This is a genomic window from Streptomyces luteogriseus (genome assembly GCF_014205055.1).
Lineage (GTDB): Bacteria > Actinomycetota > Actinomycetes > Streptomycetales > Streptomycetaceae > Streptomyces > Streptomyces luteogriseus.
Genome location: NZ_JACHMS010000001.1, coordinates 274779 through 299850 on the forward strand (window position 1 = coordinate 274779; position 25072 = coordinate 299850).

A 25072-nucleotide genomic window follows, 5' to 3' on the forward strand; every position below is an offset into this window, starting at 1 on the left:
AGGTCACCGCACCGCACGGCCGCGGAGGCGTCGCACCAGGTCGTCCGCGGCCTGCGGCCACTCGGGGCACTCGAAGGCGAAGCCCGCTTCGAGCAGGCGGCCGGGGACGACGCGGCGGCTCTTCAGCAGCAGTTCGGTGTCCGAGCGCACGACGAACGCGCCGATCTCCGCCATCCAGCGTGTCGCGGGCAGGCCCACCGGGACACCCGCCGCGGCGCGCAGCGCGCGCATGAAGGCGCGGTGTGGCAGGGGCTCCGGTGCGGCGAGATTGACCGGGCCCTCGATGTCGTCCCGGGCGACGAGGAACTCGACGGCCCGGGCGAAGTCCCGGTCGTGGATCCAGGACACGTACTGGGCGCCGCCGCCGACCGGGCCCCCGAGGCCGAGCCGGGCCAGCCGCAGCAGGACGTCGAAGACGCCGCCGCGGTCCGGGCTCATCACCATGGCGGCGCGCAGGGCCACCTTCCGCGTGCGGGGGGTGTCGGCGCTCTCCTGTTCGCGTTCCCAGGCCTTGGCGATGTCGACGCTGTATCCCCAGTAGCCGGGGACGCCGGGTTCGGTGCCGCCGATCACGCCGGTGGATTCGTCGTTGGGCGCGTCGAGTCGGTGGGCGTAGACGGTCGCGGTGCTCATCTGCAGCCAGACCCGGGGCGGGCGGCCGGCCGCGGCGATCGCCTCGCCCACGACCCGCGCGGAGTGGACCCGCGAGTCCATCATCTGCCGGAGGTTGGCGGGCGTGTAGCGGCAGTTGACGCTCCGGCCGGCCAGGTTGACCACGACGTCGCAGCCCTCGATCTCGGCCGTCCAGGGCCCCACGGTCTCCCCGTCCCAGTGCACTTCACCGGGCCCTGCAGGGCGCCTGCTGAGCACCACGACGTCATGTCCCGCCGCACTCAGCGCGCGCTTCAGGACCGTACCGACCTGCCCGGTGCCGCCGGGCATCACGAACTTCATGAAAGTCTCCCCCTCGACGTGTGACAGCGACTCTAACTCACTTTTGAACACGTTCAAAACATGACGCAGGCGGGGACTCGACCTGTGCAGATGCGCCATCGGGCAAGATGGGGCGCATGAGCGTAGTCAAGATCAACGTGCTGACCGTGCCCGCCGAGCAGCGGGAGACGCTGGAGAAGCGGTTCGCCTCCCGTGCGCACGCCGTGGAGAACTCCGACGGGTTCGAGTGGTTCGAGCTGCTCCGCCCGGTGGAGGGCACCGACACCTACCTCGTCTACACGCGCTGGCGTGACGAGGCGTCGTTCCAGGCCTGGATGGAGGGGCCGATGAAGAGCGCGCACCAAGGCGACGGCGAGGGCGGCGAGCGCCCGAAGCCCGCGGCCAGCGGCTCCACACTGTGGTCCTTCGAGGTGGTGCAGCAGGCCGGGCCGAAGGAGGCCTGACCGGCGCGAGGCGCGAGGTCCTCCACGCCGTGCGGCGTGGGGGGCCTCGCGTGTGACGGCCCTGCCGGCGCTCAGGTGTGCCGGGAACGCCTGGGCACGGCGGTGCGGCCGACCGCTGCGGCCAGCTTTCGCAGCCGGCGCCAGTCGAGACGCGGGGGCGCCTCCGGGACTCCCGGGCGGTTGCGGGGCACCCGGACCCGCAGGGCGCGGCGCGCGACGCGGCAGTGGACGGGAGCCGGCATGGTGAGCCCCTCCCCGTCGAGGCCGACTTCCAGCTGCGGTTCGTCGGCATCGACGACGACGTGCTGCGCGGTGAGCACGGTGAGCCCCTCCGGGCGAGGAGACAGCAGGAGTTCAGCCGCTTCCACGGCGCTGTCCACGCGGACGGCGAGCACACCCAGCCGCCCGGAGTTGAGCCGCTCGCGCCGGCCGAAACCGAAGGGGTCGTCCATGCGGTAGGCGTTGTTGCTGACCAGGATCGCCTGCGGGTCGGTGACGGTGATGCCGTCGGCGGTGGCCGTCAGACGCGGGCCGCTCTGCCGGGTGAGCAGGTCGGGCAGGCGCTCCAGGGCCGCGCCCACCTTGTCCTCGCGATAGCCGGGGCTCTGGACGACGGCCCCGTAGACGCCGAACGAGGCGTTGTTGACGAACGGGCGATCGTCGGCGAACCCGAGGTCGACACGGAGTTCGACGCCGTCGGTGAGGGCGTCGAGGCAGGTGGCGGGGTCGTCCCGGTCCAGGCCCAGATCCATGGCGAAGTGGTTGCGCGTGCCGGCGGCGATGACGAGGAACGGCAGGCCGTGTTCCGCCGCCACGGCGGCGACCAGGGCCTGGGTGCCGTCGCCGCCCGCGACGCCCAGGAGGTCGGCTCCGTCGGCAACGGCTGCCTTGGCCAGGGCGGTGACGTCCTGGTGCTGGTCCGCGTCGAGCAGGACGACCCGGGCGCCCAGCGACTCGGCCTTCTCCCGCAGGTTGAACTTCTCGACCTTGCCACCGCCGGAGCGCGGGTTGAGCAGCAGGAAGGGACGCAGCGGAGGCGGTGTGCGGTACTCCTTGACCCGCACCGTCCGCAGGCCCGTGCTGCGCAGGGCGTAGCGGCCGCTCCAGACCGCCCCGCACCACAGGAGCAGGGAGAGGAAGACCACCCAGAGCAGATTCGCGGCGGCGAAGAGGGTGACAAGGCCGACGGGCGCGACGACGGCCAGCGCGGCCGATGCGATGCGGACCGCTCCCCGCCGGGACAGCACCCACCAGAGCGCGGCCGCGGTCAGGGCGAGTCCCGCGAGGCCCGCCACGAGCAGGAGCAGCCCCCGCAGACCGCCGGAGACGAGCGGCAGCAGCGCCGCCAGCGCGGCCGCGGCCAGGGCGCCCCTGGCCGCCCATCTCTGCCGGCGGTGAAACCGCTCGTCCATCGCCGTTCCCATCTCGTCCTCCGCTCGAAGGCCGGCGCGGGCGGACTCCCGGGACCGCGCCCCGCCGTGCCCATGGTGCCCGCCGACGCGTCGGCTCCGCCACCGCCGTCCTGGATGGCTCCCCCGCCGCCGGGCCCGACAGGGTGAAGATCCCTGGGGGCGGAGCCATCGGTAGCGTACGCGGCCCGGCCGGCGCCGTTCCGGGCACCGGAGTACATCCGCGCACCCTCTCACCTCCCTCGTCCCCAAGCGTCCTTGAACACTTGAGTCTCATGACGCAACTCTTGCATCACCGTTCCTTTCGACGAGGAGGCCGGCGCCGATGGAGTGGACGGGTGCGCGGTACGCGGACCAACCGACGGTCGAGGGGACGACGTGGGTCGCCGCCCCACCGGGGAGGGTGTGGGTGCTGATGTCGGATGTGACGCGGATGCCGGAGATGAGCGAGGAGCTGCAGTCGGCTCGCTGGTCGGAGGGTGCGTCCGGGCCGACCGTGGGAGCCCGGTTCGTCGGCCGGAGCAGGCACGAACGGTTCGGGGAGTGGGAGACGACATCGATCGTCGTCGCGTGCGATCCGGAGGGGGAGTTCGGAGGCCTGGGGTTCCGGCGCCGCGTCCGCCCTGGGCTTCTACGCCGCCCGCACGGAGCGGATGCTGCTCGGCTCGGGAGTCATGCAGGTCGGCACGCGCCCACCGGTCGCCCTGGCGCAGACGGCGATCACCCTGTCCAATCTGTCCGGCAACCGGTTCCTGCTGGGGCTCGGCCCGTCCGGGCCGCAGGTGATCGACGGCCTGCACGGGGTGCCGTTCGCCCGTCCTCTGGCACGGATGCGGGAGACGGTGGAGATCGTGCGGCAGGTCGTCGACGGCGGCAAGATCTCCTGCAGCGGCTCGGAGTTCGACATTCCGCTTCCCGGCGGGGAGGCCGTGCCGATGCGCTTGTCCATGCGTGCCGAGCACCCGGTGCCCGTCCACCTGGCCGCGTTGTCCCCCGCCATGCTGCGGCTGACCGGCCAGGTCGCGGACGGCTGGCTCGGCACCAGCTTCGTCCCCGAGGGCGCGGCGGAGGCCTGCTTCACTCCCCTGGACGGGGGTCTGGCCGCCGCCGGCCGTGCGCCTGCCGGGTTCGAGGTCTGCCAGGGCGCGGAGGTCGCCTTCGCCCGGGACGAGGAGGCACTGGCCGCCATGGTCGCCGGGCGGAAGAGGGAACTCGCCTTCAGCCTGGGCAGCATGGGTTCCGCGTCGACCAACTTCTACAACCGGGCCCACATCCGGCAGGGCTGGGCCGAGGTCGCGGCGGAGGTCCGGCGGCGCCGGCAGGCGGGCGACGGGACAGTGCGGCAGGTCTGGTCACCGACGAGATGGTGCTGGCCACCACGCTCATCGGCACGGAGGAGATGGTCCGGCGGCGCCTGCGTGTCTGGCGCGACGCCGGGGTGAACACGGTCCGCCTCCACCCGGCCGGAGGACCCCCCGACGACCGGCTCGACACGCTGGGCAGGGCGATCGAGCCGGTCCACGAATCCAGTGGCTCGTCACGCAACCTTGGCCGGCAATCGCCCCGCTGCTCGGCGGCCATCAGACTGTCTCCGGGACCTTGGACAACTTCTCCCCGCACAAGCACGCCAAAGTCCGCGCCCGGGCGGCCGGCAACGACGTCGAGCTGGTCTTCCTGCCGACCTACGGCTCCTGGCTGAACTGGATCGAAGCCGAGTTCGCGGCCCTGCGCTACTTCGCACGCAACGGCACCGACCATCGCAGCCACGACGAGCAGAACGCGGCCATCGCCGCCTACGTCCGCTGGCGCAATGCCCGTGCCGAGCCGAAGACGACCCACGCGCCCAACTCACCGATCCGTTCATGGACCGATTACCCGGCCAAGGCTGTGTGACGAGCCACTGGAAGGGGCGGGGCGGTCGGATTCGAACCGACGTCCTCCGAGATGTTGTCGCGGCGCACTACCTCTGTGCTACGACCCCGCCTTGCTGGTGATCATAGTCCTCACCCACGGCGGCGAACAGGCGATACAGCTGCCGGGGTCGCCACCAGCACTCCGCCCCTCTCCTTCTCGAACCCCGCTCATGCTTCGGCGACAAGAGCATGCGGACCAAAACGAGGGCACTCAGGCGACGTTGCGGAAAGAATGACCGCCATGACGTACGAAGGCTCCTCCATCGACCCGGCCAAGCCCAGCATCGCCCGCGTCTACGACTACCTGCTCGGCGGCAAGGACAACTACGCCGTGGACCGTGAGATCGGCGACGTGTTCAAGCGCGACCTGCCCGGTTCGGTGGCCATCGCCTTCGCCAACCGCGCGGTCCTGACCCGGGCGGTCAGGGAGATCGCGAAGACCACCGGTATTCGGCAGTTCATCGACCTGGGCAGTGGCCTGCCGACCGCGGACAACGTCCACCAGGTCGCGCAACGGCACGCTCCCGAGTCCCGGGTCGTCTACGTCGACATCGACGTCCAGGTGTTGGTCCACGGCCGCGCCCTGCTGGAGAACAACGACCGGACCCGCGTCGTCGCGGTCGATGTGCGCAACCCTGAAGCCATCCGCTCTCACCCCGCCACGCTCGAAGTCATCGACTTCGCCCTCCCCGTCGCCGTCATCCTCAGCGCGATCCTTCACCACGTCAACGATGACGAGAACCCGGCGGGCATCGTCCGCTACTGGCGCGACCAAGTCCCGTCCGGAAGCTGCTTCTTCATCAGCCATTTCCGCTCCGGCAACAACCCGGAGACCATGGAGGCCGAGAAGGTCCTCCAGCAGACGTTCGGCCGCGGCCGGTGGCGCACGGACGCGGAGATCGCCTCCCTGCTGGACGGCCTGCAGATCCTCGAACCCGGGATCGTCCCCGCGTCCCTGTGGCGTCCCGATGAGACCGACAATCCGTGGAACGGCGGCGAAAGACGAGAGCTCACGGTCTGGGAACACCTCATCGCCGCCGGACTGGCCCGGAAAACCTAGACCTGACTCCCGGACAGCGATCGCCGGGCGGTTGCCGCCTCTGGCCGCCGGATCACCTCCGGGCCGCCATCAGCGCCGCAGACATGCCCGGCTGTCATCACCAGACCGCCAAGTCGTCGCCGTCGACGTCTCGCCCGCCCGGCACGCCATGACAACCGACCTCTACGCCCACCTCGCGCCACGTCCGCGCATCGTGCAGTCCGGCGCGGTGCCCCACCAGCAGGCGACGCCCGGCGCGTACGACGTGCTCTACAGCGTCTTCGGCGCCCTGGACTTCACCGACCCACACGAGGTGCTGCCGGCAGGGCCGCCGCTCTCGAGCCGGCGGCGACTGCTGTGTCGATCGCGACGGCGTCATTCGATCGGCGACTCGACCGACTGCTCCGATCGAGTGATGGGGAGCTCTGGGCCTTGTCGCATATGCCGGGGTCCTGCGTTACTGGGCGTATTCCAACCAATGGGCAGCCCGTACCCCTCGGGAAGCGTGACGCCGGCCATGACTGTTCCCTTCACACGTGGGGAGAGAGCAGCTCATCCGGGGCACGATGGGCATCCCGGGAGGGGTTGGATAGCCAGTCGGCGCCGCTTGCTCGGCGCCGACTGGTGTGTTTTGGGTGCCGACGGGCGCGCAAGCCGGTGGTACACAAGCGCTCGCTACGGCCAAGCTCAGCCAGCCATTTTTGCCGTGACTGACCCCTTGTCAGAGTCTCCTTCTTGTGGGCTACTTGAAGTAGCGAACCGGTGGGCCGCCCATCCCATAACCGGGGATCACATCAAGGGGCGGCGTCTGCCGGTTCTTTCTCTGTGCACCGACGACTGAACTCCCTCGGCCCGGTGCCGCAGTTCAGATGTCGGTCCTCCGCGAGGGTCTTCCGCGGACGATGCCCCTGTGATCCCCCGGCTTCGTTGAGTCTCTGTCCTTGTCATGTGAGCGAGGAGTCGTCCATGCCCATCTCTCCGAACCAGGGATCCACCGGCGGTGGCACGCCGGTGACCATCACTGGAACCAACCTCTCCGGCACCACCGCCGTCCGCTTCGGCAGCAAGCCGGCCACCAACGTCACCAACGTCTCGCCGACCCAGGTCACGGCCTTATCGCCGTCAGGCGCCGGCAGCGTCGGGGTGACCGTGACCACTCCGGGCGGCACGAGCAACCCGATCCCGTTCTTCTACGTCAGTGCTCCGTTCAAGTCCTCACTCGGGCCGACGTCCGGCACTCTGGCGGGCGGCAACACGGTCACGATCAACGGTGTTGGGCTGGCGACGGCCACGGGTGTGTCCTTCGGCGCCAACACCGCCACCCCGACGGTCGTCTCCGACACCCAGCTGACCGTCACTGTGCCGGCGGGCGCGGCGGCCGGCCCGGTCGGCGTCAGCGTGACCACCGCAGGCGGGACGAACAACGGTCTGTCCTACACCTACGTGGACGCCCCCACCGTGACGGCCGTCGTGCCGGCCTCCGGGCCGGCGTCCGGCGGTACCGGCGTGACCATCACCGGCACCAACCTGGACTCCACCGAGTCGGTCACCTTCGACGGCAACCCGGCACCGTTTTCCGTGGTGAACTCCACCACGGTCTCCGCGGTGACCCCGCCTGGCACCGTCGGCGCGGTTGACGTGGTGGTGGCCAACCCGGCCGGCTCCGACACAGCGGGCGGCGCGTACACGTACGTCGCCGGTCCCGGTATCTGACCCTCGATCACGCTGCCGTCCGGTCCTCACCGGGCGGCAGCTTCCCTCGGCCATCACTTCACGAACGGCGGTTCCCCGCCCTCTACGCCGTCCGACCGCATGAGCCCAAGCGGACAGACGGCTCTGATGTGCCAAAGTCCCAGACACGGCGCCCCGCGGGCCCCGACCGGCATGCCCGTCGTACCAGGCTTCGCCCCGGCTGCCATAGGAGCATCCTCATGCCGCCCACGATCAATACCATCAATCCCTCGCAGGGGCCTACCACTGGGGGTACTACCGTCACCCTCACCGGCACCGGCATGACCGGGTCCACAGCCGTACGGTTCGGCAGCACCAACGCCACCTCCTTCACCATCAACTCGGCCACGCAGATCACGGCAGTGAGCCCGCCCCGCGCAGCAGGAGCGACGGCGGTGACCGTCGTCAATCCAACCGGCAACAGCAACCCGGTGACGTTCACCTACGTGATGGCGCAGGTACCGGTGGTCACGGGTGTGACGCCCGGCAACGGCCCGACGTCGGGCGGCACCAGTGTCACCCTCACTGGAACCGGGTTCACCGGAGCCACCACGGTCAGCTTCGCCGGAGCCCCGGCGATGTCATTCACCGTGAACTCGGCCACCCAGATCACCGCCGTGACACCCGCCGGAAATGCCGGGGCCGCCGTCGTGACCGTCACGACACCGGGAGGCACCAGCGCCCCGGACGCCTTCTTCTTCTACGCGGCGCCTCCCGTCCTCAGCAGTGCTGAACCCGCCCAGGGGCCGGCGGCCGGGGGCACGACGGTCACGCTGACCGGGAGCAACCTGCTCAACGCCAGTAACGTGCGATTCGGCAACATCAACGCCGTCTCATTCACCGTGGTATCAGCGACCCAGATCGCAGCCGTCGCCCCGCCCGGCTCGGGCAGTTCACCGATCACGGTGATCACTCCGGGCGGCACAAGCAACCCCGTCGCCTTCTCCTATGCCGCCGCCCCCACCCTGACAGCACTGGCGCCCACCAACGGTCCGACATCCGCGGGCACCGTAGTCACCCTCATCGGCACGAACCTGTCCACAGCCTCGGCAGTCGTCTTCGGAGTTACGGCCGCCCCGTTCACCGTCGTGTCGGACACGCAGATCACGGCGGTCGCACCCGCAGGAGCGGCAGGTTCGGTCACCGTGACCGTCACCACAGCGGGCGGCACCAGCCCAGGGCTGACCTACACCCGCAACGCCCCGCCCGGCATCTGACACCAAGTTGCCCCGGGCCGAAGGAGCCGCCGCACACACCGCGTACGCACGGCCCTTTGTACCGCTCCCACACTCGCCGGTCCGACGAGCGGCTCATGCGACTGATCCAACCAGGTTACTAGTGGGCGCTCCTTCCAGGACGGCAACAGAGATCCCCCTAGCGTGAAGCTGCCACGGCATCCGCAGTCCGCGGGCCGGCGCACACAAGGAGCCGAACCAGTGAGGATCACACCACGCAGAGGGCGATTGGTCGTCGCCACAGCCTTGGCAGCCGTACTGGGCCTTGCCTCGCCCGCCTGGGCCGTAGCGTCCAGCACCACAGTGACTGCCGTTCCACAGTCCGCTGAGGTAGGTGCTCCGGTGCAACTGACAGCCACGGTCGACTGTCCCGCCGATCCCACCGGCGGGCTCGGCGTGACGTTCTTCGACGGCAGCACCCTGCTCGACACCGTGCCGGTCAATGCGAACGGCCAGGCCAGCTACACCGTCACGTTCACCACCACCGGTTCCCACGGCATCACCGCCGCCTACAACGGCAACACAGAGTGCGATGCCTCCAGCAACACCACGACCGTCCAGATCACGTCTGCCCCGCCGCCAGGCCCCACCCCCGGCGGATGTCTCCTTCTCTGCAACGGGCTGATCAACTTCTCTGTCAGCGACTTCAACAACACCGTCAACGTCTATAAGCACAAGACCATGAAGAAGAAGCTGAGCAGCGCAGGGGGCGGGTGAGCGCTTCACTGGCGGATCCGAGCATCAAAGGAGAGCGCCGCAGGAAGAAGCCCTTGCGGGTCGACCATCTGGTGGCCGTATGGCGCCCGCGCGAGGCCGCGTCGAACCTCATACGCTCGCCGAGCTCCGACTTGCCACGCGGGGAGGCGTAGCGCCAGTCGTGGGAGCCGCCACAGGAGTCCAGGCCGAAGTCTTCCGTCAGCGCCTCCACCAGGGTCGACTTCCCTGAGCCGTTCTCACCGACCAGAAAAGGTCACCGGCGCGGTGAACCGCAGCCCGTCTGGAGACAGTCTGATGGCCGCCGAGCCGCGGGGCGATTACCCGGCCAAGGTTGCGTGACGAACCACTGGTACCGAGGCGGACGGGTAAGCTCCCCTGCTGATCATCGGCCGACACGATCAACAGGGGGCTCCGTGCGGACCATGGCCACCGTGACGACGACCGCGCTCTGTCTGCTGGCGAGCGCGGCCCTGGCCGGGTGCGGGGGCGGCGGCACCGGCGAGGACAGATCCGCCGGCGACATCCTCGACGAGGCCAACTCCAGGATGCGGATGCTGAATTCCGTCACCGTCGACATCACCAACCGCACCACGAGCAGCGGCACGGTCACCAGCCACCTCGAGACCGACCTGGACGGCCGGTGCCGGTCCAGGACGACCTGATCCAAGGGCGGCACCTTGGAACAGATCCGCGTGGACGAGACCGACTACGTCCGCCCGGACCGGGCCTACCTGCAGAAGTGGAAGAACAAGCCGGGCATCACCGGCGAGCAGCACCTCTGGGTGAAGACGCCCGTGAAGCAGGCTGCTGCGGGCGGCGGACTCGCCTCCTGCGAACGGCCCTTCGACTCGTTCGGCACGGCGAAGAAGGGCGGATCAGCGCGCGTCGGAGACACCGAGGCCATCGAACTGATCGTCACCGACAAGGCGGACAAGGCGGGGACGTACACCTTTTACGTCGCCCGGGAAGGCGAGCCGTATCTGCTGAAGACGGTCTACAAGAGCGCCGCACAGCAGACGACGACGTCGTTCAGCGGTTTCGACGAGCCGCTGAACGTGCGGGCGCCGAAGCCGGGTGACGTGCTGAGCGCGGGCGGCTGAACACCCGCTCGACGGCAGCGCTTTCCGTTGGATTTCCGGTGGCAACCGGCCGAGTGGGACGAATCGTCACACCGGGGCTTGACGGGGTGGAGTCGGGCTCGGCCTACTGGAAGGCGCAGCCGGCCGTGTCGGGGGGCAGGGCCGGCGCCGGCCCTGGGGTCGAGTCCACTCCGTGCTCCCCCGCCGGAACGCAGGTCAGGGGTCTGATGGTGCGGCGACGTTGGGCAGCGGTGGTGGGCCTGGTGGCCTGCCTGCTGTTGCTGCACCTCGTCGCCCCGGGGCTCTCGGGCGAGGGGCGCGCGGCAGTCGCGGCCACGGTGGAGCCGGACGCGGCGTGGGGTGCCGGGCCCGAAGGGGCCAAAGAGGCCGAGGAGCCGTGTCCGTGCGAGGAGGAGCCGTCCGGGCGGCGGCTCGCGGCGCGCACGCCGCGGGCCGCGGGGGCGGTCGGAGTGAGTGCGACGGTGGCCGGAGCGGCCGTGCCGAGCCGGGACGGCCCGGACCTCCGTGCGACGGGAACGGGACCGCGTGCGGGGGCGGTCGGATCCGCCCCGAGCGCCGCCCGGTTGCAGACGTTTCGCTGCTGAGTGACGGCAGTCCCGACAACGGCCTGCGCCGTGCGGCCTGAGTACTGCCCTGGTGCCGAATCGCGGTGATGCGCAGGCCTTCGTGTGTCCCCATGCCGATGACACAGGAGGCAGAGTTGCCCGGAAAGCACGTTGTCGTTCTGAGGCCGGACGAACTCGGTCCGAACGACCAGAAGATGTGGCGGGAGATCCGGACGGAGTCCGGCGCCCCCGCGAATCCCTTTCTCGATCCGGCGTTCACCGTGGCGGTGGGACAGGTCAGGCCGGGGGTCAGAGTGGCGGTGCTGCTGGACGACGGTTCCCCGGTGGGGTTCTTCCCGTACGAGGTGGGGGTGCTGGGGCGGGGCCGGGCCGTGGGCCTGGGGGTGTCCGACAGTCAGGGGGCCGTGCTGCGTCCCGGGATCCGGCTGGACGCGCGCCGGCTGTTACAGGTCTGCGGGCTGTCGTCCTGGGAGTTCGACAATCTGGAAGCCGGCCAGGAGGTGTTCGTGCCGCACGCGGTCGAGGAGCTCGCCTCGCCGGTCGTCGACATCGGCGAGGGCTTCGAGGCGTACACGCGACGGCTGCGGGCGCAGTCACCGGGCTTCCTCAGACAGACCCTGGCCAAGGAGCGCAGGCTGGTCCGACAGGTCGGCCCGGTGCGGTTCGTGTACGACGCCCGTGACCCCGCCGCGCTGCGGGCGCTGATGGAGTGGAAATCGGCGCAGTACCGGCGGACCGGCCGGCGGGACCGGTTCGCGCAGGGGTGGATCACCGGGCTGGTGGGGCTGCTCGGGGAGAGCGAGGAGCCGGAGTGCCGCGGGGTGCTGTCCGTTCTGTACGCCGCGGACCGGCCCGTCGCCGCGCACTTCGGGCTGCGCTCGCGCACCGTGCTGTCCTGGTGGTTCCCGGCGTACGACCGCGCGTACGCCAAGTACTCCCCCGGTCTCGTGCTGCAGTTGAGGATGCTGGAGGCCGCGGCGGCCGACGGCGTCGAGACCGTCGACCTGGGCAGCGGTCCGGCCCGCTACAAGGAGTCGCTCAAGACCCGTGACCTGCGGGTGTACGAGGGAGCGGCGGTGCGGCCGGTACCGGGCGGAGCAGCCCACTGGCTGGGCCGGGAGCCCGCACGGGCCGCCCGTCGCTTCGTGCGCAACCGGCCCCGCCTGTCCGGCGCGGCGGCGCGGACGCTCGAAGAGCTGGGCCGGCTGCGCGGCGGCTGAGGCGACCGGCCGTCGGGCAACCGTCCAGTGCCCCGGGCGCTCGGCCCGTCGGCTGCGGCGCTCGGCCGGCCCGCCCCGTGCGCCTCGGCCCCGGCTCCAGCCCCATGGACCGTGGCCCCGGCACTCGACCCGTACGCCCTGATCCGGGCGTCCGCCCCGCGGCCCGCGTACGCGGCGCTGCATCTTTGCCCCCGCGCCCAGCCCATGGGGCATGGGACCGGCACTCGACCCGGCGCCCGGTCCATGGACCATGGACCGTGGCCCCGGCACTCCACCCGAACACCCTGATCCGGGCACCCGCCCCGTCAACCGCGTGCGCAAGCCGTGCACCTTCGCCCCCGCGCCCGGACCACGGGCCATGGGCCCGGCACTCGACCCGGCGCCCGGGCCATGGACCGTGCGCGCGGGCCATGGACCGTGCGCGCGGGCCATGGACCGTGACCCGGCCCGTACACCGTGTTCCAGGCGCCTGCCCCGTCGACCGCGGGCGGGCCACACACCTTGGGCCCAGTGCACGGCCCGCGCAACGTGCCCCGGGCGACCGGCCCGTCGGCACCGGCGCCCGGTCCGCCCGCTCTTACACCGTTGCCCCGGCGCTCAGCCTGTGCACCACGGCCCGGGCGCTCGGCCCGGGCGGCCGCATCGCGCCCACGGCGCCCGGCCCGCGCATCGCGCCCCGAGCGCCGGCCCGCGCAATGTGACCGAGCGCCCGGCCCTCGCGACGCGGCCCGGGCGCCCGGCGCGTCGAGCCGGGCTCCGTGCGTCAGCCCGTGGCGGTCCAGCTGTGGGCGACGTCCACGATGACGCGGTCGTCCAGCTGCTGCACCCGGAAGGGCAGCCGGGCCCGGACGCCGAGGCCGATCTGGGTCTCGCCCTCGAAGCTGCCGGCGAACCGGGTGTCCCGGAAGGTGCGGTACCCCGTGAGGTCCACGCCCGGCAGCGGGCGCGCCACCCGGCCGGGGTAGGTGGCCGCGCCGGTCTCCGGGTCGTACGCGGGCGCGGACACCCGCACCTCGATGACGGCCCCGCCGGCCACGGGAATCTGGCGGCCCGAACCGTCCTGGTAGAGCCGGTCGACGTACTGCACCCGGTAGCCGACGCCGCTGCCCGCGCCGGGCACGTCGACGACCATCCGGTCGAAGCAGGTGTGCCGGCCGGTCCTGACGTTCGTCAGCGGTGCGACCGTGGCGCCGGCGTCGGTCTTGGCGAGGCTTCCCCAGCCGGTCGGACACGCCGTGGCGCGGGTGGTGGACTGCGTGCCGGCCGCCGGTGCGGCGCCGGCCGGGACGGACGCCACACCCACCGTGGCGCCGACGAGTGCGAGAGTCGCGCATGCTGTTCCGATTCGTACCATTACCGCCCCCGAGGCTTGCATTTCGCTGGTATCGGGTGAGACGGCCGAGCGGACCGAAAGGTTGCACTTGCCGCGCCGGACCGCCGACCATGGCACATCCTGGTGGGGAGCGATTGATGTCCGGTACGTCCGTACCGGGAGGACGCGACATGGATGAGGCAGCCGCCGTACCGGACGGGCCGCTGTCGGCCGGTGGCCGGAGCCGGGACGGGGCTGACGGCCGGGGCCCGGGCGAGGACTCGGGCCGGATCGAGGATGCCCTCACGAACCCGCTGGTGGAGGCCGTGCGGGACCTCGACGGCTACGGCGGTCTGGTCTATCTGCGCTCCCGCGACCGGCGCTCGCTCGTGCTCGCGATGGTCACCGGAGTGCCCCGCTCGCTGCTCAAGAGCTGGTGGCGGGTTCCGGTGGGCGGTGCCCTGCCGATGGCGGAGGCCTACCGGCGCGACGAGACGCTGTGGCTGCCGGACGAGCGCGCCACCATGGTGCGCTTCCCGCACTTCACGGCCGGGCTCCCCTACTCCTTCGGCTCCGCCTACCAGCCCGTCCGGACCGGCGGCGAGGCCGTGGGCGTCCTGGTCGTCCTGCGCTCGGCGGCCCGGCCACCGATGGAGGCGGAGGCGGTGGAGCTCGCCCTGCGCCCCGCCGAGCGGGCCATGGAGGAGCGCCTCGACCACCTCGGCACGGGCCGGCCGGGCCCGGACGCCGTCGCCTGTCGCGTCGAGTACGACGACGACCCGATCAGCGTCCGGCTGCCCACCTCCGCCGCCCGCCCGGTCCGGGTCGGGCTCATCGACTGGGACCTGGACAGCGACCGCTGCACGGCGGACGACGAGGCCCTCGAACTGCTCGGCATCGACCGGGCGGGCTACGGCGGCACCATCACGGACGTGGCGGCCCGGGTCAACCCCGACGACCTGCACGAACTGCGGGAGAGTCGGCACGACGCCCTGGCCGACGGCCGCGTCAGGTCCCGGCACTTCCGGGTGCGCGACGAATCCCGGGGCGAGGGGCGGACCGGATACCGGCCGGTCGAGTTGTGGGGCCACCTCGTGCACGGCGGTCCCGGCTCGGCGCGGATCCTGGTGGGCGCCCTCGTCGACGCGGGCGGCGGGCTCACCGCGGCCGAAGCGGCCGAGCGGCTGCCCGACGGGCTCTTCTCCCTGGACCAGGACGGCCGCCTGACCTACGCCAACCGCCGCTGTGAGGAACTGCTGGGCTCCGGCCGCGAGGACCTCTTCGGCCGCTACCCGTGGGAGGTGATCACCTGGCTCCGGGATCCCGCGTACGAGGACCGCTACCGGGCGGCGATGCTGTCGCAGGAGCAGGTCTCCTTCCTCGTGCGGCATCCCGACGGGAACTGGCTGAGCTTCGTGCTCTACCCGGACGTGCACGGGCTGACCGGGCGGGTCTTCCCGACCGGGCCTCCCACCGGGGCCGAGCAGGGGGCGGAGGCCGGTACCGCCACCGGCCCCGGCCTCACGGCCACCGCGCCTCCGCCCGGGCCGGTCGCCGCCGCGCGGGCCGGCGCGCTGTACCACGTGGTGCAGATGGCGAGCGTGCTCACCGAGGCGGTCACCGTGCAGGACGTCTGCCGAGCCGTGGCCGAGCAGCTGCTGCCCGCCTTCGGCGCCCGGGAACTCGCCCTGTACACCGTCCGCGACGGCCGGATGTACCTGTTGTGGGAGTCGGGCTACCCGGAGGGCTTCCTCACCCCGTTCGAAGGCGTCACCCTCGACACGCAGCTGCCCGGCGTCCACGCGCTGACCACGCGGCTCCCGCTGTTCTTCGAATCGCCCGAGGACCTCTCCGTCGCCTATCCGGGCATCACCCTGGACCGCATGAACGCCTGGTCGTTCCTGCCGCTGATCGCCTCCGGCCGCTCGGTCGGCTCCTGCATCCTCGGCTGGGACACCCCGCACCGGTTCACCCCCGACGAGCGTTCCGCCCTCACCGCGCTGAGCGGCCTGGCCGCTCAGGCGATGGAGCGGGCGCGGCTCTACGACTCGGAGTCCGCCGTCGCCCGCGGCCTCCAGGAAGGGCTGCTGCCGCACCGGCTGCCCACCGTCGAGGGCCTGCGCACCACCGGCCGCTATCTGCCCGGTACGCAGGGCATGGCGATCGGCGGCGACTGGTACGACGTGATCACCACCGGGCGGGGCGTGGCCCTGGTCATCGGCGACGTCGAGGGGCACAGTGTCGGGGCCGCCGCGGTGATGGGGCAGTTGCGCAGTGCGGTGCACGCCTTCGCCGCGAGCGAGCGGCCGCCGCAGGAGGTCATCACGCACACCAACCGGCTGCTGACCGAGCTGGAGTCGGACGTCTTCGCCACCTGCTGCTACATCGAACTCGACCCGGCCACCGGCCGGGCCCTCGCGGTGCGGGCCGGCCATCCCCCGCCGCTGCTGCGCCACCCCGACGGGCGGGCCGAGACACTGGATCTCGCGGGCGGCGTCATGCTGGGCGTGCAGCCCGACTCGGTGTACCCCGTCACGGTGCTTACCCTGGCCCCCGGCAGCGTTCTCGCCCTGTACACCGACGGGTTGGTGGAACGGCCGGGCAGCGACATCGAGACGGGCATCGACGCCGTCCGGCGCCGGTTGTCCGAGACCTCGGCGGATTCGGTGGAGCATCTCGCCGACCGGTTGATGGGGACGGCCCGTCAGGCCCGGGAGCGGCCGGACGACGTGGCGCTGTTGCTGACGGCGTACCGGTGATTGCATGGCTCGGCACAGGGCATGCCGCCCGGCGGATCGGACGGACGGCGTACGCAACGGCGCGGAGTACGGTGGGCGGACCGGCGAGCGAGGCGGTGATGGCGGTGGAGTGGCAGCGGTACGCCGAGCAGATGGCGCTGCTCGCCCGGGATCTGGTCAAGCGGGATTCGGTCCAGGCGACGCTGGACGCGATCGCGGAGTCGGCGGTGAAGCTGATCGAGGGCTGCGACGCGGCGGGGATCCTCACGGTCTCGAAGGGGCGGGCCGTGACGCTGGCCGTGTGCGGCGACATCGTCGAGGAGTCGGACCGGCTGCAGGGCGAGCTCGGCGAGGGGCCGTGCTTCGACGCCGCGCGCCGCGTGGACGGGGAGCGGCTGTTCCGGATCGCCGACATGACCCGGCCGCAGCCGTCCTGGCCGCGGTACAGCCGGGCGGCCCGCGACCTCGGGATCGGCAGCATGACCGGCGTTCTGCTCTACACCCACGAGGAGGACTTCGGTGCGCTGAACCTCTACTCGCGCCGCCCCGGGGCGTTCGGCAAGGACATCGAGGCCGCGGGGTGGCTGCTCGCCTCGCACGCAGCCGTCGCCCTGGCCACCGCCCGCACCGTCGACCAGCTCGAACACGCCCTGGACACCCGGCACGCCATCGGTGAGGCCATGGGGATCCTGATGGAACGCCACCGGATGAGCGAGGACGAGGCCTTCGGTGTGCTGCGGCGCATCTCGCAGGACCACAACCTCAAGCTGCGCGACGTGGCCCGGCGGGTCCGGGACAACCACCCCGACCAGGTCTGAGGGCCCGGTTCGGCCTCATGCCGGTGCGCCTCGCAGGCGGGAGACGCGCAGGAGGATCAGCGCGATGTCGTCGGTGTGCTGTCCGGGTGTGGTGTGGCGGACGAGCCGGTCGATGAGGCGTTCCAGGTCGTGTCCGTCGGCGGTGTCCAGGTGCCCGGCGAGATCGGCCGTGGTGCGGGTGACGTCGCTGCCGGGCAGTTCGACGAGGCCGTCGGTGTAGAGGGCGAGGGTCGTGCCGGGGAGCAGGGGCACGGTGGTGACGGGGTAGTCGTCGCCGGTGTCGATGCCCAGCAGCGGGCCGGGCTCGACGTCGAGGACGGCGGCGGGGTGCCGGGCGTGGCGCAGCAGCGGCGGCACGTGTCCCGCGCTTGCGAAGGACGCCTGTCCCCGGCTCAGGTCGAGGTGGGCGTAGAGGCAGGAGACGAGCAGTTCGGAGTCGAGGTCGGCCAGGAGCCGGTTGGTGCGGGCGAGGACCTGGCCGGGTGCGGCACCGGCGGTGGCGTGGGCGTGGATGGCGGTGCGGACCTGCCCCATGAGGGCGGCGGCAGCGACGCTGTGGCCTTCCACGTCGCCGATGACGGCGGCCGCGGTCGTGTCGTTCAGACGCAGGACGTCGAAGAAGTCCCCGCCGACCTCGGTGCCGTGGCCGGCGGGCAGATAGCGGGCGGCGACGTCGAGACCGGGCAGGCGCGGCAGGGCCCGGGGCAGCAGGGCGCGCTGGAGTTCGTGTACGAGCCGGTGTTTGGTGTCGTAGAGCCGGGCGCGGTCGAGGGCCTGGGCGATCAGGCCGGACAGCGAGGTGAGGACGGCGCGTTCGTCGGCGGTGAAGGTGTGCGGGCGGGCGTAGGACAGGATGCAGCAGCCGACCGGGCGGCCGGAGATGATCAGGGGGAGGAACGCCCAGGCCTGCTTGCCGCTGATCTGCGGTGCTTCGGGGTAGCTGGTGGCCAGTTCGGCGGGATCGGCGAAGAAGGCGGGGGTGCCGCTGGCGAGGACCTGGCCGGCGGGGGTGAGGTCGGTGTCCAGGGACAGGGCGTCGAGCCGCTCCGTGACGTCGGCCGGGTAGCCGTGGTGGCCGGTGATCTTCAGCCGTCCGGCGTCGACTCCGGACAGCACGAGGCCCTGGGCGCCGAAGGCGGGCAGGATCTGGTGGGCGATCAGTGCGACGAGGTCGCGCACGGTCACGGTCTCGGTGAGCGCGGCGGCCAGGTGCACGAGTTGGTAGAGGCGTCCCGTCGGTGCCACGACGGGGGGCCGTGCGCCGGTCGGCTGCGGCAGGGCCTCGGTCCGCTCCGCGCTCGGCAGGACGCGGACGCTGATGCCGCTGGTGTCGGGATAGAGCTGGAAGGTCAGAGGCTGGTCCGGTGGGCGGAGCGCGGTGAAGGACACGGGGGCGCGGCTGACGAGGGCCGTGCGGTAGTGGTCCTCGTAGACGGGGTCGTCGAGCCAGGGCAGGGACTGCCAGGGCCGGGTGCCGAGGAGCCGGTCGGCGTCGCGGCCGAGCAGGCGGGCCGCGGTGGCGGTGACGAAGGTGACGCGGCCTTCCAGGTCGAGGGCCAGGGCGCCCTCGGGGAGGCGTTCGAGGTAGTCGGCGGCGGCCAGACCGGTCTGCGCGGGGTGACGGGTGGCGTCCACGGGGACGACGCGGGGCACGTCGGGCAGGGCCGGTGGCCGGCCGGCGTCGTCCAGGAGCCGGGCCATGCGGCGGGCGCTGGAGGTGATGTGGCCGCGTTCGCGTGGCGAGATCCGGCGCGGCCGGCCGGCGGGCCACATCAGCACGAGGCCGCCCCAGGAGCGCCGTACGCCGGTCAGCGGGACGGCGGCCAGGGCGAACGGGTAGGGCAGGACGGCGGCGGCGCGGGGGTAGCGGCGGGCCATCTCCTCCTGGCCGGCGACGCTGACCAGGGTGTCGTCGTGGATCGCGTCGGCGACCGGGACCGGTGCGGTGAGGGGCAGCCGCCGCCAGGGCGCGGTGAAGGCCGGCGGCAGACCGCACAGGGCCACCAGGCGCAGCACCGGCTCGGCCTCCTCGATGAGGTAGAGGCCGCCGATGGACGCGCCGGTGCCGCGTACGGTGTCGGCCAGTGCCACTCCCAGGACGTCGTCCAGCGATCCGGCGGCGCCGGGGTGCTCCGTGCTCCCGGGCATGGTGTCCTCCTGCTCCTGCCCGACGCCACGCCTGGCGGAGCGTGCGGGCATGTCCTCCCTACGGGTGCCCGGTTTGTGGCCGAATGCGCAGAACCGGGGTGCGGTCATGGGGCTGCCGGGGGCGGCGGCGCGGCCGTTTTGTGCGGACGGCCGTGGACGCGGGGCGCCGGCTGGCAGAATCGGGAGCCCTGGACGGTATCGGGAGGCCTCCTTGCTGACGCTGACATCGCAGGACCCGTTGGCCGTCGCCGTCACGGAGGCGATACGGGCCGGGGATCTGCCCGGGCTGAGGCGGCTGCTCGCCGACCACCCCGGCCTGGCCACCGCGCGCGTCACCGAGCAGGGCGAGGACGGCAAGGGCACGCGCACGCTGCTGCACATCGCGGCCGACTGGCCCGGTCACTTCCCCAGGGGTGCTGAGGTCGTCGCGACCCTGGTCGCCGCCGGGGCCGACCCCCGGGCCCGCTTCGACGGTGCGCACGCGGAGACGCCGCTGCACTGGGCCGCCAGCAACAACGACGTCCCCGTGCTGGACGCGCTCATCGCGGCCGGGGCCGACATCGAGGCGCCGGGGGCGGTCATCGGCGGTGGCAGCCCGCTCGCCGACGCCCGGGGATTCGGCCAGTGGCGCGCGGCGCACCGGCTGATCGAGCACGGCGCCCGCGTCACCCTCCAGGACGCCGCCACGCTCGGCCTGCTCGACCGGGTCCGGGCCTTCGTCGAGGCGGACGAGCCGCCGTCACCGGACGAGATCACCAGCGCCCTCTGGGGCGCCTGCCACGGCGGGCACCTGCCCGCCGCGCAATTCCTCCACCAACAGGGCGCCGACCCTCACTGGTGCGGTTACGACGGCATGACACCGCTCGACATCGCCCGCGCCCAGGACGCCGACGACGTCGTGCGGTGGCTGCGCGACCTGGGCGCGGACCGGCAGGCCTCCGGCGGGGCGCCTCACAGGCAGTAGCGCACGAGCCATTCGTCCTGGTTGTAGGCGGTGCGCGCCGGGTCGGGCACGCTGGCCGCCCGCTCCTCGACCATGTCCTCCACACGCACCGGCTCCGGCAGTGTGCCGAAGCGAGCCCGGCGGGCGGCACCCTCCGCCTCGCTCCCCTGCTGCGACGTCGCCTCGTCCATGGCGATTCCCCTCTCCGGCTGGTCGGTCCGACCGTTCGGCCCTTGGTGGGCAAAGAGTTGACGTGCGAGAGGGGCCCTTGGTTCCCGCCGCGTCGCTCAGCCTCTGCGATGGGCCGGTGAACCTCCTCGGGCCGGTGCCGTCCGCTGCGCCGACCCAGGTGACCCCTCACCGAAGACCGCGGCGGCCGCGGAGGGGCGCACCGTCTTGTTCGACCCTACGAACTTTCACCTCGGTGGTTTCCCCTGTGCCCCCACAGTGATAGGAAACCTTCCTATCAGTTCTGCACGGCCCGCTCTTCCAACCCCCCACTCCGCTTGGAGGCACCGTGAGACACCCCTCGGCCCCGGCCACTCGCCGCACCGCCCTGGCACTGTTCGGCGCGGCCCTGGCCGCCACTCCGCTTCTGCGGCCGTCGCACGCCACGGCATCCGTGCGCGCGATCGGGCTCGACGACCCGGCGAAGAAGGAGATCGCCATGCAGCTCGTGTCGAGCGCGGAGAACTCCTCGCTCGACTGGAAGGCGCAGTACCAGTACATCGAGGACATCGGCGACGGCCGCGGCTACACCGCGGGCATCATCGGGTTCTGCTCCGGCACCGGCGACATGCTGGATCTCGTCGAGCTCTACGCCGACCGCAAGCCCGGCAACGTCCTCCAGAAGTACCTGCCGGCCCTGCGCGAGGTCGACGGCTCCGACTCGCACGACGGGCTCGACCCCGGCTTCCCCGGCGACTGGCGCCGGGCGGCGCGGGACGCCGAGTTCCGCCGCGCCCAGGACGACGAGCGCGACCGGGTGTACTTCGACCCCGCGGTCCGGCAGGGCAAGGCGGACGGGCTGCGCGTGCTGGGCCAGTTCGCCTACTACGACGCCATCGTCATGCACGGCGACGGCGGCGACCCCACGAGCTTCCGCAACATCCGCAAGCGGGCCCTGCGGACGGCGAAGCCGCCGGCGCAGGGCGGTGACGAGGTGACGTACCTCCACGCCTTCCTGGACGCACGGGTGTGGGCCATGAAGCAGGAGGAGGCGCACAGCGACACGAGCCGGGTCGACACGGCCCAGCGCGTCTTCCTGAACCGGCGCAACCTCGATCTCAACCCGCCGCTGGACTGGAAGGTCTACGGCGACAGCTACCACATCGGCTGACGCCCCGGCCCGGGAAGTGGTCCATCACGCAGGCACGGAAGTGGACTCCTTCCCGGGCCGCCCGGCTCCTTAGCGTCGCCCTCATGAACGCCACCACCACGCGCGGAGCCCTGCTCGCCGCGCTCGCCTGTGTCCTCGTCGGAGGGTCCTTCACCGCCAACAGCGTCCTGGGCGCCTACCCGTACGCCGGCGGCCAGTTCCTGCGCTACGGATTGGCCTGTCTGTTATTGCTCCCGGCGGCCGGGAAAGGCGTCGCCGACCGGCTGCAGGCCCTGAAACCCCGCCAGTGGGGCCGTCTCGCCGTGCTCGCGGCGGTCGGGATGGTCGGCTTCAACCTGGCCGTCCTCGCGGCCGAGCGCACGGCGGAACCGGCGGTGCCCGGCGTGTTCGTGGGCTGTGCGCCGGTGGTCGTCGCCGTGCTCGTCCCTCTCCTGGACGGGCGCGGGCCGCAGCGGGCGGTGCTGTACGGGGCGTTGCTCGTGGCCGTCGGCGCCTTCACGGTCCAGGGCTGGGGGCGCACGGACGGCGCTGGCATCGCCTTCTCGGCCTGCGCCCTGGCAGGGGAGGTCGGGTTCGCCGTGCTCGCGGTCCCCCTGCTGCGGCCGCTGGGGCCCCGGCTGCTGTCGGCCGCGGTGTGCGCGGTCGCCGCACTGGAGTCGGCGGCGATCGGTCTGACGGCCGACGGGGGCGCGTGGCTGCGGCGTCCCGACGGCGTCGAGACAGCCGCGCTGCTGGGGCAGGCGGTGGTGGTCACCGTCGTCGGCTTCGTGTGCTGGTACATGGGCATGCAGCGGATCGGCGCGGAACGCGCCACCCTGTTCTCCGGCCTCATCCCGGTCGCGGCGGCCTGCACCGCGCCGCTCGTCGGCACGGGCTCCTACGGCCTCCCGCAGGCGGTGGGCAGCACGCTGGTCGGACTCGGTGTGGCGCTCGGGTCCGGGGTGCTGAGGCGCGCGGGAGGCGAGCGCGGTTCGCGGGAGCGGGCCTTTCGGGGGAACGGACGCGCGGAGGCCCACGGCGTCCGCGTGGCCGAAAGGCCGGAATGATCCCGCGCGCATCTAATGGGCGGCATTGACCTCCCGGCCGACACAGGAGACCACGTCCATGCCGCACAGCCGCACCGGTGAAGGGGACCAGAAGGCCGCGCGCGGAGGTGTGCTGCGGCGGCTGGGCGAGTGGTGCGCACGCCACTTCGTGATCGTCATCATCGCCTGGCTGGTGGCGCTGGTGGCTCTGCAGGTCGTCAGCCGTGAATTCGGAGGGGCCTACTCCGACAACTTCAGTCTGCCCCAGGCGCAGGCCCAGAAGGGCCTGGACGTGCTGAAGGCGCACGATCCGCAGGCCGGCGGCTACAGCAGCCAGATCGTGATGCGCGACGACCAGCAGCCCCTGACCGCGCTGAGCTCCCAGATGTCCACGACGGTCGCCGATCTGGAGAAGCTCCCGCATGTGCTGTCCGCGCAGAACCCGCTGTCCGCGCCGGCCACGCCGAGCGGTCAGCAGAACGTGGGGCCGCTGTCGGACGACAAGAAGACGGCCTACATCACCGTCCGGTTCGACGTGCAGCCCTCGACACTGGGCGACGACTACCTCAATGGGGTCGACACCACCGTGCAGCCGTTGCGGTCGGCCGGGGCGGAGGTCGAGTACGGCGGCCCGCTCGGCGAGCTCGCCCGTCCCGCCGCCGACGACCGGGTGAGCGAGCTGATCGGTTTCGGCGTGGCGGTCATCGTGCTGCTGGTCGGGTTCGGAAGCGTGATCGCCGCTGTCGTCCCGCTGCTGAGCGCGCTGATCAGCGTCGTCGGCGGGCTCGCCATCCTCGGGCTGCTGGCGGCGGCCTTCACCTTCGCGACGGTCTCACCGACCCTGGCCACGATGATCGGCCTCGGTGTCGGCATCGACTACGCCCTGTTCATGCTCACCCGGCACCGGCAGAACCTCATCGACGGCATGGACCCGGTGCGGGCCGCGGGTCAGGCCGCGAGCACCAGCGGCCACGCCGTTCTCGTCTCGGGCTGCACGGTGATCATCGCGCTGGCGGGCCTTTTCGTGTCCGGGGTCTCCTTCATCTCCCTGCTCGGTGTCGCCGCCGCCGTCACCGTCGTCTCGGCCGTCATCGGCGCGCTCACCCTGGTGCCGGCCCTGCTCGGCTTCATCGGCCGGCACATCGACCGCTACCACGTGCGCCCTCCCGTCGCCGAGACCGAAGCGGGGGCGGGTGACACGCCGCAGGGCACCTGGCACCGGTACGCGCAACGGGTGGAGCGCAGACCGCTGTGGTTCCTGTCGGCGGGTGTCGCCGTGGTCGTGGTCCTCGCGATCCCGTTGTTCTCCATCCAGCTCGGGCACATCGGTGACGGCGCCGACCCGACCTCCTTCACCGACCGGCGGGCCTACGACCTGATGGCCGACGCCTTCGGGCCCGGCTCGAACGGCCCGCTCACGATCGTCATCGACCAGACGAACGTGCCTCAGTCGCAGCGCTCCGACCTGGCCTCGAAGTCCCAGCAGTCGCTCGACAAGGTCCAGGGCGCCGCCGTCGTCACTCCCCTGACGCCCACGCAGGACGGCGACCTCCTGGTCGGCACGGTCTACTCGACCAAGTCCCCGCAGAACTCCGCGACCACGGACCTGACCAACCGTCTCGTCGACGACACGCTGCCGGACGCCGTCCAGGGCACGGACGCCAAGGGCTACGTCACCGGTACGACGGCGACCCAGGTCGACTTCCGTGACATCGTCGCCTCCCAGCTGCCGGTGATCATCGCCGTCGTGGTGGGGGTGGCGTTCCTGATCATCCTCGCCGTGTTCCGGGGGCTGCTCGTCGCCGTCAAGGCCGCCGTCCTGAACGTGCTGTCGATCGCCGCGTCGTACGGGGTGGTCGTCGCGGTCTTCCAATGGGGCTGGGGCGGCCCCGCTCTCGGGGTCCACGGCAAGGTGCCCATCGAGAGCTATGTGCCGATGATGATGTTCGCCATCGTCTTCGGCCTCAGCATGGACTACGAGATCTTCCTGCTCTCACGGGTCCACGAGGCCTGGCTCCGCACCGGGGACGCCAAGAGGTCGGTCGCGCACGCCCTGGAGATCACGGCCCGGGTCATCACCTGTGCCGCGCTGATCATGGTGAGCGTGTTCGCGGCGTTCATCGTCAGCGACAACATCGTGGTCAAGATGCTCGGGCTGGGGCTGGCCGTCAGCGTGCTCATCGACGCGACCGTCGTACGGCTGCTCATGGTGCCGGCCGTGATGACACTGCTCGGGCGGCACGCGTGGTGGATGCCCCGGTGGCTGGACCGGGTGATGCCGCACATCGACGCCGAGGGAGCACAGGCGGGGGCGCGTTCGGCGTCTTCCTGAACTTTGCTCCAACTCCCTTGCGGCACCGGCTGCTTGCGACGACACCGCACCTCAACTCGAACCCCTCAGTCCGAAACATCCCATTCTTAC

At 71.8% G+C, this 25072-nt stretch carries 21 protein-coding genes, 1 tRNA gene and 2 pseudogenes; 17 read left to right on the top strand and 7 right to left on the bottom strand.

Annotation, left to right across the window (positions count from 1 at the left end):
• Positions 1-3: 3 nt before the first annotated feature.
• Positions 4-954, bottom strand: coding sequence for a TIGR01777 family oxidoreductase (locus BJ965_RS01270; RefSeq protein ID WP_184906936.1), 951 nt, complete (start codon positions 952-954; stop codon positions 4-6).
• Between the two features lie 116 nt (positions 955-1070).
• Here BJ965_RS01270 and BJ965_RS01275 point away from each other — a divergent pair, with 116 nt between their 5' ends.
• On the top strand, positions 1071-1397 hold the full coding sequence (locus tag BJ965_RS01275) for an antibiotic biosynthesis monooxygenase family protein (protein ID WP_184906937.1): 327 nt from the start codon (positions 1071-1073) through the stop codon (positions 1395-1397).
• Between the two features lie 71 nt (positions 1398-1468).
• Here BJ965_RS01275 and BJ965_RS01280 read toward each other — a convergent pair whose 3' ends face one another.
• Complete coding sequence (locus tag BJ965_RS01280) at positions 1469-2821, bottom strand: diacylglycerol/lipid kinase family protein (RefSeq protein ID WP_184906938.1); 1353 nt, start codon at positions 2819-2821, stop codon at positions 1469-1471.
• A gap of 575 nt (positions 2822-3396) precedes the next feature.
• On the opposite strand from BJ965_RS01280, the pseudogene BJ965_RS01285 reads away from it, so the two are divergent.
• Positions 3397-4331: pseudogene (locus tag BJ965_RS01285) on the top strand (LLM class flavin-dependent oxidoreductase); the annotation flags it as partial.
• 74 nt (positions 4332-4405) lie between these two features.
• The gene (locus tag BJ965_RS01290) at positions 4406-4699 is read left to right on the top strand and encodes a transposase (RefSeq protein ID WP_221513031.1); all 294 of its coding nucleotides are present in this window, start codon (positions 4406-4408) and stop codon (positions 4697-4699) included.
• Between the two features lie 15 nt (positions 4700-4714).
• On the opposite strand, the gene BJ965_RS01295 is transcribed toward BJ965_RS01290, so the two are convergent.
• Positions 4715-4789, bottom strand: a tRNA-Leu gene (locus BJ965_RS01295).
• 171 nt (positions 4790-4960) lie between these two features.
• Between BJ965_RS01295 and BJ965_RS01300 the strand changes: the two genes are divergently transcribed.
• From BJ965_RS01300 to BJ965_RS01315, 4 genes are all read left to right on the top strand, one after another.
• On the top strand, positions 4961-5779 hold the full coding sequence (locus tag BJ965_RS01300; RefSeq protein WP_184906939.1) for an SAM-dependent methyltransferase: 819 nt from the start codon (positions 4961-4963) through the stop codon (positions 5777-5779).
• Between the two features lie 945 nt (positions 5780-6724).
• On the top strand, positions 6725-7471 hold the full coding sequence (locus BJ965_RS01305) for an IPT/TIG domain-containing protein (protein ID WP_184906940.1): 747 nt from the start codon (positions 6725-6727) through the stop codon (positions 7469-7471).
• A gap of 218 nt (positions 7472-7689) precedes the next feature.
• The gene (locus BJ965_RS01310) at positions 7690-8706 is read left to right on the top strand and encodes an IPT/TIG domain-containing protein (RefSeq protein ID WP_184906941.1); all 1017 of its coding nucleotides are present in this window, start codon (positions 7690-7692) and stop codon (positions 8704-8706) included.
• 321 nt (positions 8707-9027) lie between these two features.
• Positions 9028-9441, top strand: coding sequence for an Ig-like domain-containing protein (locus tag BJ965_RS01315; RefSeq protein WP_313667703.1), 414 nt, complete (start codon positions 9028-9030; stop codon positions 9439-9441).
• A gap of 37 nt (positions 9442-9478) precedes the next feature.
• On the opposite strand, the pseudogene BJ965_RS38955 reads toward BJ965_RS01315, so the two are convergent.
• A pseudogene (locus tag BJ965_RS38955) lies at positions 9479-9737 on the bottom strand (AAA family ATPase); the annotation flags it as partial.
• A 135-nt stretch (positions 9738-9872) separates the two neighbouring features.
• On the opposite strand from BJ965_RS38955, the gene BJ965_RS38960 reads away from it, so the two are divergent.
• From BJ965_RS38960 to BJ965_RS01330, 4 genes are all read left to right on the top strand, one after another.
• Complete coding sequence (locus BJ965_RS38960) at positions 9873-10103, top strand: hypothetical protein (RefSeq protein WP_246545811.1); 231 nt, start codon at positions 9873-9875, stop codon at positions 10101-10103.
• A gap of 15 nt (positions 10104-10118) precedes the next feature.
• Positions 10119-10541: a hypothetical protein gene (locus BJ965_RS38965; RefSeq protein WP_246545812.1), complete on the top strand. Its 423-nt coding sequence runs from the start codon at positions 10119-10121 to the stop codon at positions 10539-10541.
• Between the two features lie 206 nt (positions 10542-10747).
• Positions 10748-11125 (top strand): hypothetical protein, encoded by a 378-nt coding sequence (locus BJ965_RS01325; RefSeq protein ID WP_221513032.1) that lies wholly within the window; start codon positions 10748-10750, stop codon positions 11123-11125.
• Positions 11126-11223: 98 nt separating this feature from the next.
• Positions 11224-12327 (top strand): GNAT family N-acetyltransferase, encoded by a 1104-nt coding sequence (locus tag BJ965_RS01330; RefSeq protein WP_184916639.1) that lies wholly within the window; start codon positions 11224-11226, stop codon positions 12325-12327.
• Between the two features lie 763 nt (positions 12328-13090).
• On the opposite strand, the gene BJ965_RS01335 is transcribed toward BJ965_RS01330, so the two are convergent.
• Positions 13091-13681, bottom strand: coding sequence for an AMIN-like domain-containing (lipo)protein (locus BJ965_RS01335; RefSeq protein ID WP_184906943.1), 591 nt, complete (start codon positions 13679-13681; stop codon positions 13091-13093).
• Between the two features lie 149 nt (positions 13682-13830).
• Here BJ965_RS01335 and BJ965_RS01340 point away from each other — a divergent pair, with 149 nt between their 5' ends.
• Positions 13831-16398 (top strand): SpoIIE family protein phosphatase, encoded by a 2568-nt coding sequence (locus BJ965_RS01340; protein ID WP_184906944.1) that lies wholly within the window; start codon positions 13831-13833, stop codon positions 16396-16398.
• Positions 16399-16496: 98 nt separating this feature from the next.
• Entirely contained in the window at positions 16497-17195 is a 699-nt protein-coding gene (locus BJ965_RS01345; protein WP_184916642.1) for a GAF and ANTAR domain-containing protein, read from the top strand.
• Between the two features lie 15 nt (positions 17196-17210).
• On the opposite strand, the gene BJ965_RS01350 is transcribed toward BJ965_RS01345, so the two are convergent.
• A complete protein-coding gene (locus BJ965_RS01350) occupies positions 17211-19343 on the bottom strand; it encodes a SpoIIE family protein phosphatase (protein ID WP_184916646.1) in 2133 nt (710 codons plus the stop codon).
• A gap of 211 nt (positions 19344-19554) precedes the next feature.
• Between BJ965_RS01350 and BJ965_RS01355 the strand changes: the two genes are divergently transcribed.
• Positions 19555-20307 carry an ankyrin repeat domain-containing protein gene (locus BJ965_RS01355; RefSeq protein ID WP_246545813.1) on the top strand — a complete coding sequence of 251 codons (753 nt, stop codon included), beginning with the start codon at positions 19555-19557 and terminating at the stop codon, positions 20305-20307.
• On the opposite strand, the gene BJ965_RS01360 is transcribed toward BJ965_RS01355, so the two are convergent.
• The gene (locus BJ965_RS01360) at positions 20295-20477 is read right to left on the bottom strand and encodes a hypothetical protein (RefSeq protein WP_030853560.1); all 183 of its coding nucleotides are present in this window, start codon (positions 20475-20477) and stop codon (positions 20295-20297) included. The two genes, BJ965_RS01355 and BJ965_RS01360, sit on opposite strands and share 13 nt — an antisense overlap.
• Before the next feature lie 326 nt (positions 20478-20803).
• Here BJ965_RS01360 and BJ965_RS01365 point away from each other — a divergent pair, with 326 nt between their 5' ends.
• From BJ965_RS01365 to BJ965_RS01375, 3 genes are all read left to right on the top strand, one after another.
• Positions 20804-21625: a chitosanase gene (locus tag BJ965_RS01365; RefSeq protein WP_184906946.1), complete on the top strand. Its 822-nt coding sequence runs from the start codon at positions 20804-20806 to the stop codon at positions 21623-21625.
• A gap of 83 nt (positions 21626-21708) precedes the next feature.
• Positions 21709-22671: an EamA family transporter gene (locus BJ965_RS01370; RefSeq protein WP_184906947.1), complete on the top strand. Its 963-nt coding sequence runs from the start codon at positions 21709-21711 to the stop codon at positions 22669-22671.
• 58 nt (positions 22672-22729) lie between these two features.
• Positions 22730-24982, top strand: a complete 2253-nt coding sequence (locus BJ965_RS01375) for an MMPL family transporter (RefSeq protein WP_184906948.1) — start codon at positions 22730-22732, stop codon at positions 24980-24982.
• Positions 24983-25072 lie beyond the last annotated feature (90 nt).

Bases quoted from the DNA above. Each gene is read 5' to 3' on its own strand.
- BJ965_RS01280 (WP_184906938.1), bottom strand. From the start codon at position 2,821: ATGGGAACGGCGATGGACGAGCGGTTTCACCGCCGGCAGAGATGGGCG.
- BJ965_RS01375 (WP_184906948.1), top strand. From the start codon at position 22,730: ATGCCGCACAGCCGCACCGGTGAAGGGGACCAGAAGGCCGCGCGCGGA.
- BJ965_RS01325 (WP_221513032.1), top strand. From the start codon at position 10,748: ATGGTGCGGCGACGTTGGGCAGCGGTGGTGGGCCTGGTGGCCTGCCTG.
- BJ965_RS01360 (WP_030853560.1), bottom strand. From the start codon at position 20,477: ATGGACGAGGCGACGTCGCAGCAGGGGAGCGAGGCGGAGGGTGCCGCC.
- BJ965_RS01330 (WP_184916639.1), top strand. From the start codon at position 11,224: ATGACACAGGAGGCAGAGTTGCCCGGAAAGCACGTTGTCGTTCTGAGG.
- BJ965_RS01370 (WP_184906947.1), top strand. From the start codon at position 21,709: ATGAACGCCACCACCACGCGCGGAGCCCTGCTCGCCGCGCTCGCCTGT.
- BJ965_RS01270 (WP_184906936.1), bottom strand. From the start codon at position 954: ATGAAGTTCGTGATGCCCGGCGGCACCGGGCAGGTCGGTACGGTCCTG.
- BJ965_RS01300 (WP_184906939.1), top strand. From the start codon at position 4,961: ATGACGTACGAAGGCTCCTCCATCGACCCGGCCAAGCCCAGCATCGCC.
- BJ965_RS01305 (WP_184906940.1), top strand. From the start codon at position 6,725: ATGCCCATCTCTCCGAACCAGGGATCCACCGGCGGTGGCACGCCGGTG.
- BJ965_RS01310 (WP_184906941.1), top strand. From the start codon at position 7,690: ATGCCGCCCACGATCAATACCATCAATCCCTCGCAGGGGCCTACCACT.
- BJ965_RS01340 (WP_184906944.1), top strand. From the start codon at position 13,831: ATGGATGAGGCAGCCGCCGTACCGGACGGGCCGCTGTCGGCCGGTGGC.
- BJ965_RS01335 (WP_184906943.1), bottom strand. From the start codon at position 13,681: ATGGTACGAATCGGAACAGCATGCGCGACTCTCGCACTCGTCGGCGCC.
- BJ965_RS01345 (WP_184916642.1), top strand. From the start codon at position 16,497: ATGGCGGTGGAGTGGCAGCGGTACGCCGAGCAGATGGCGCTGCTCGCC.
- BJ965_RS01350 (WP_184916646.1), bottom strand. From the start codon at position 19,343: ATGCCCGGGAGCACGGAGCACCCCGGCGCCGCCGGATCGCTGGACGAC.
- BJ965_RS01275 (WP_184906937.1), top strand. From the start codon at position 1,071: ATGAGCGTAGTCAAGATCAACGTGCTGACCGTGCCCGCCGAGCAGCGG.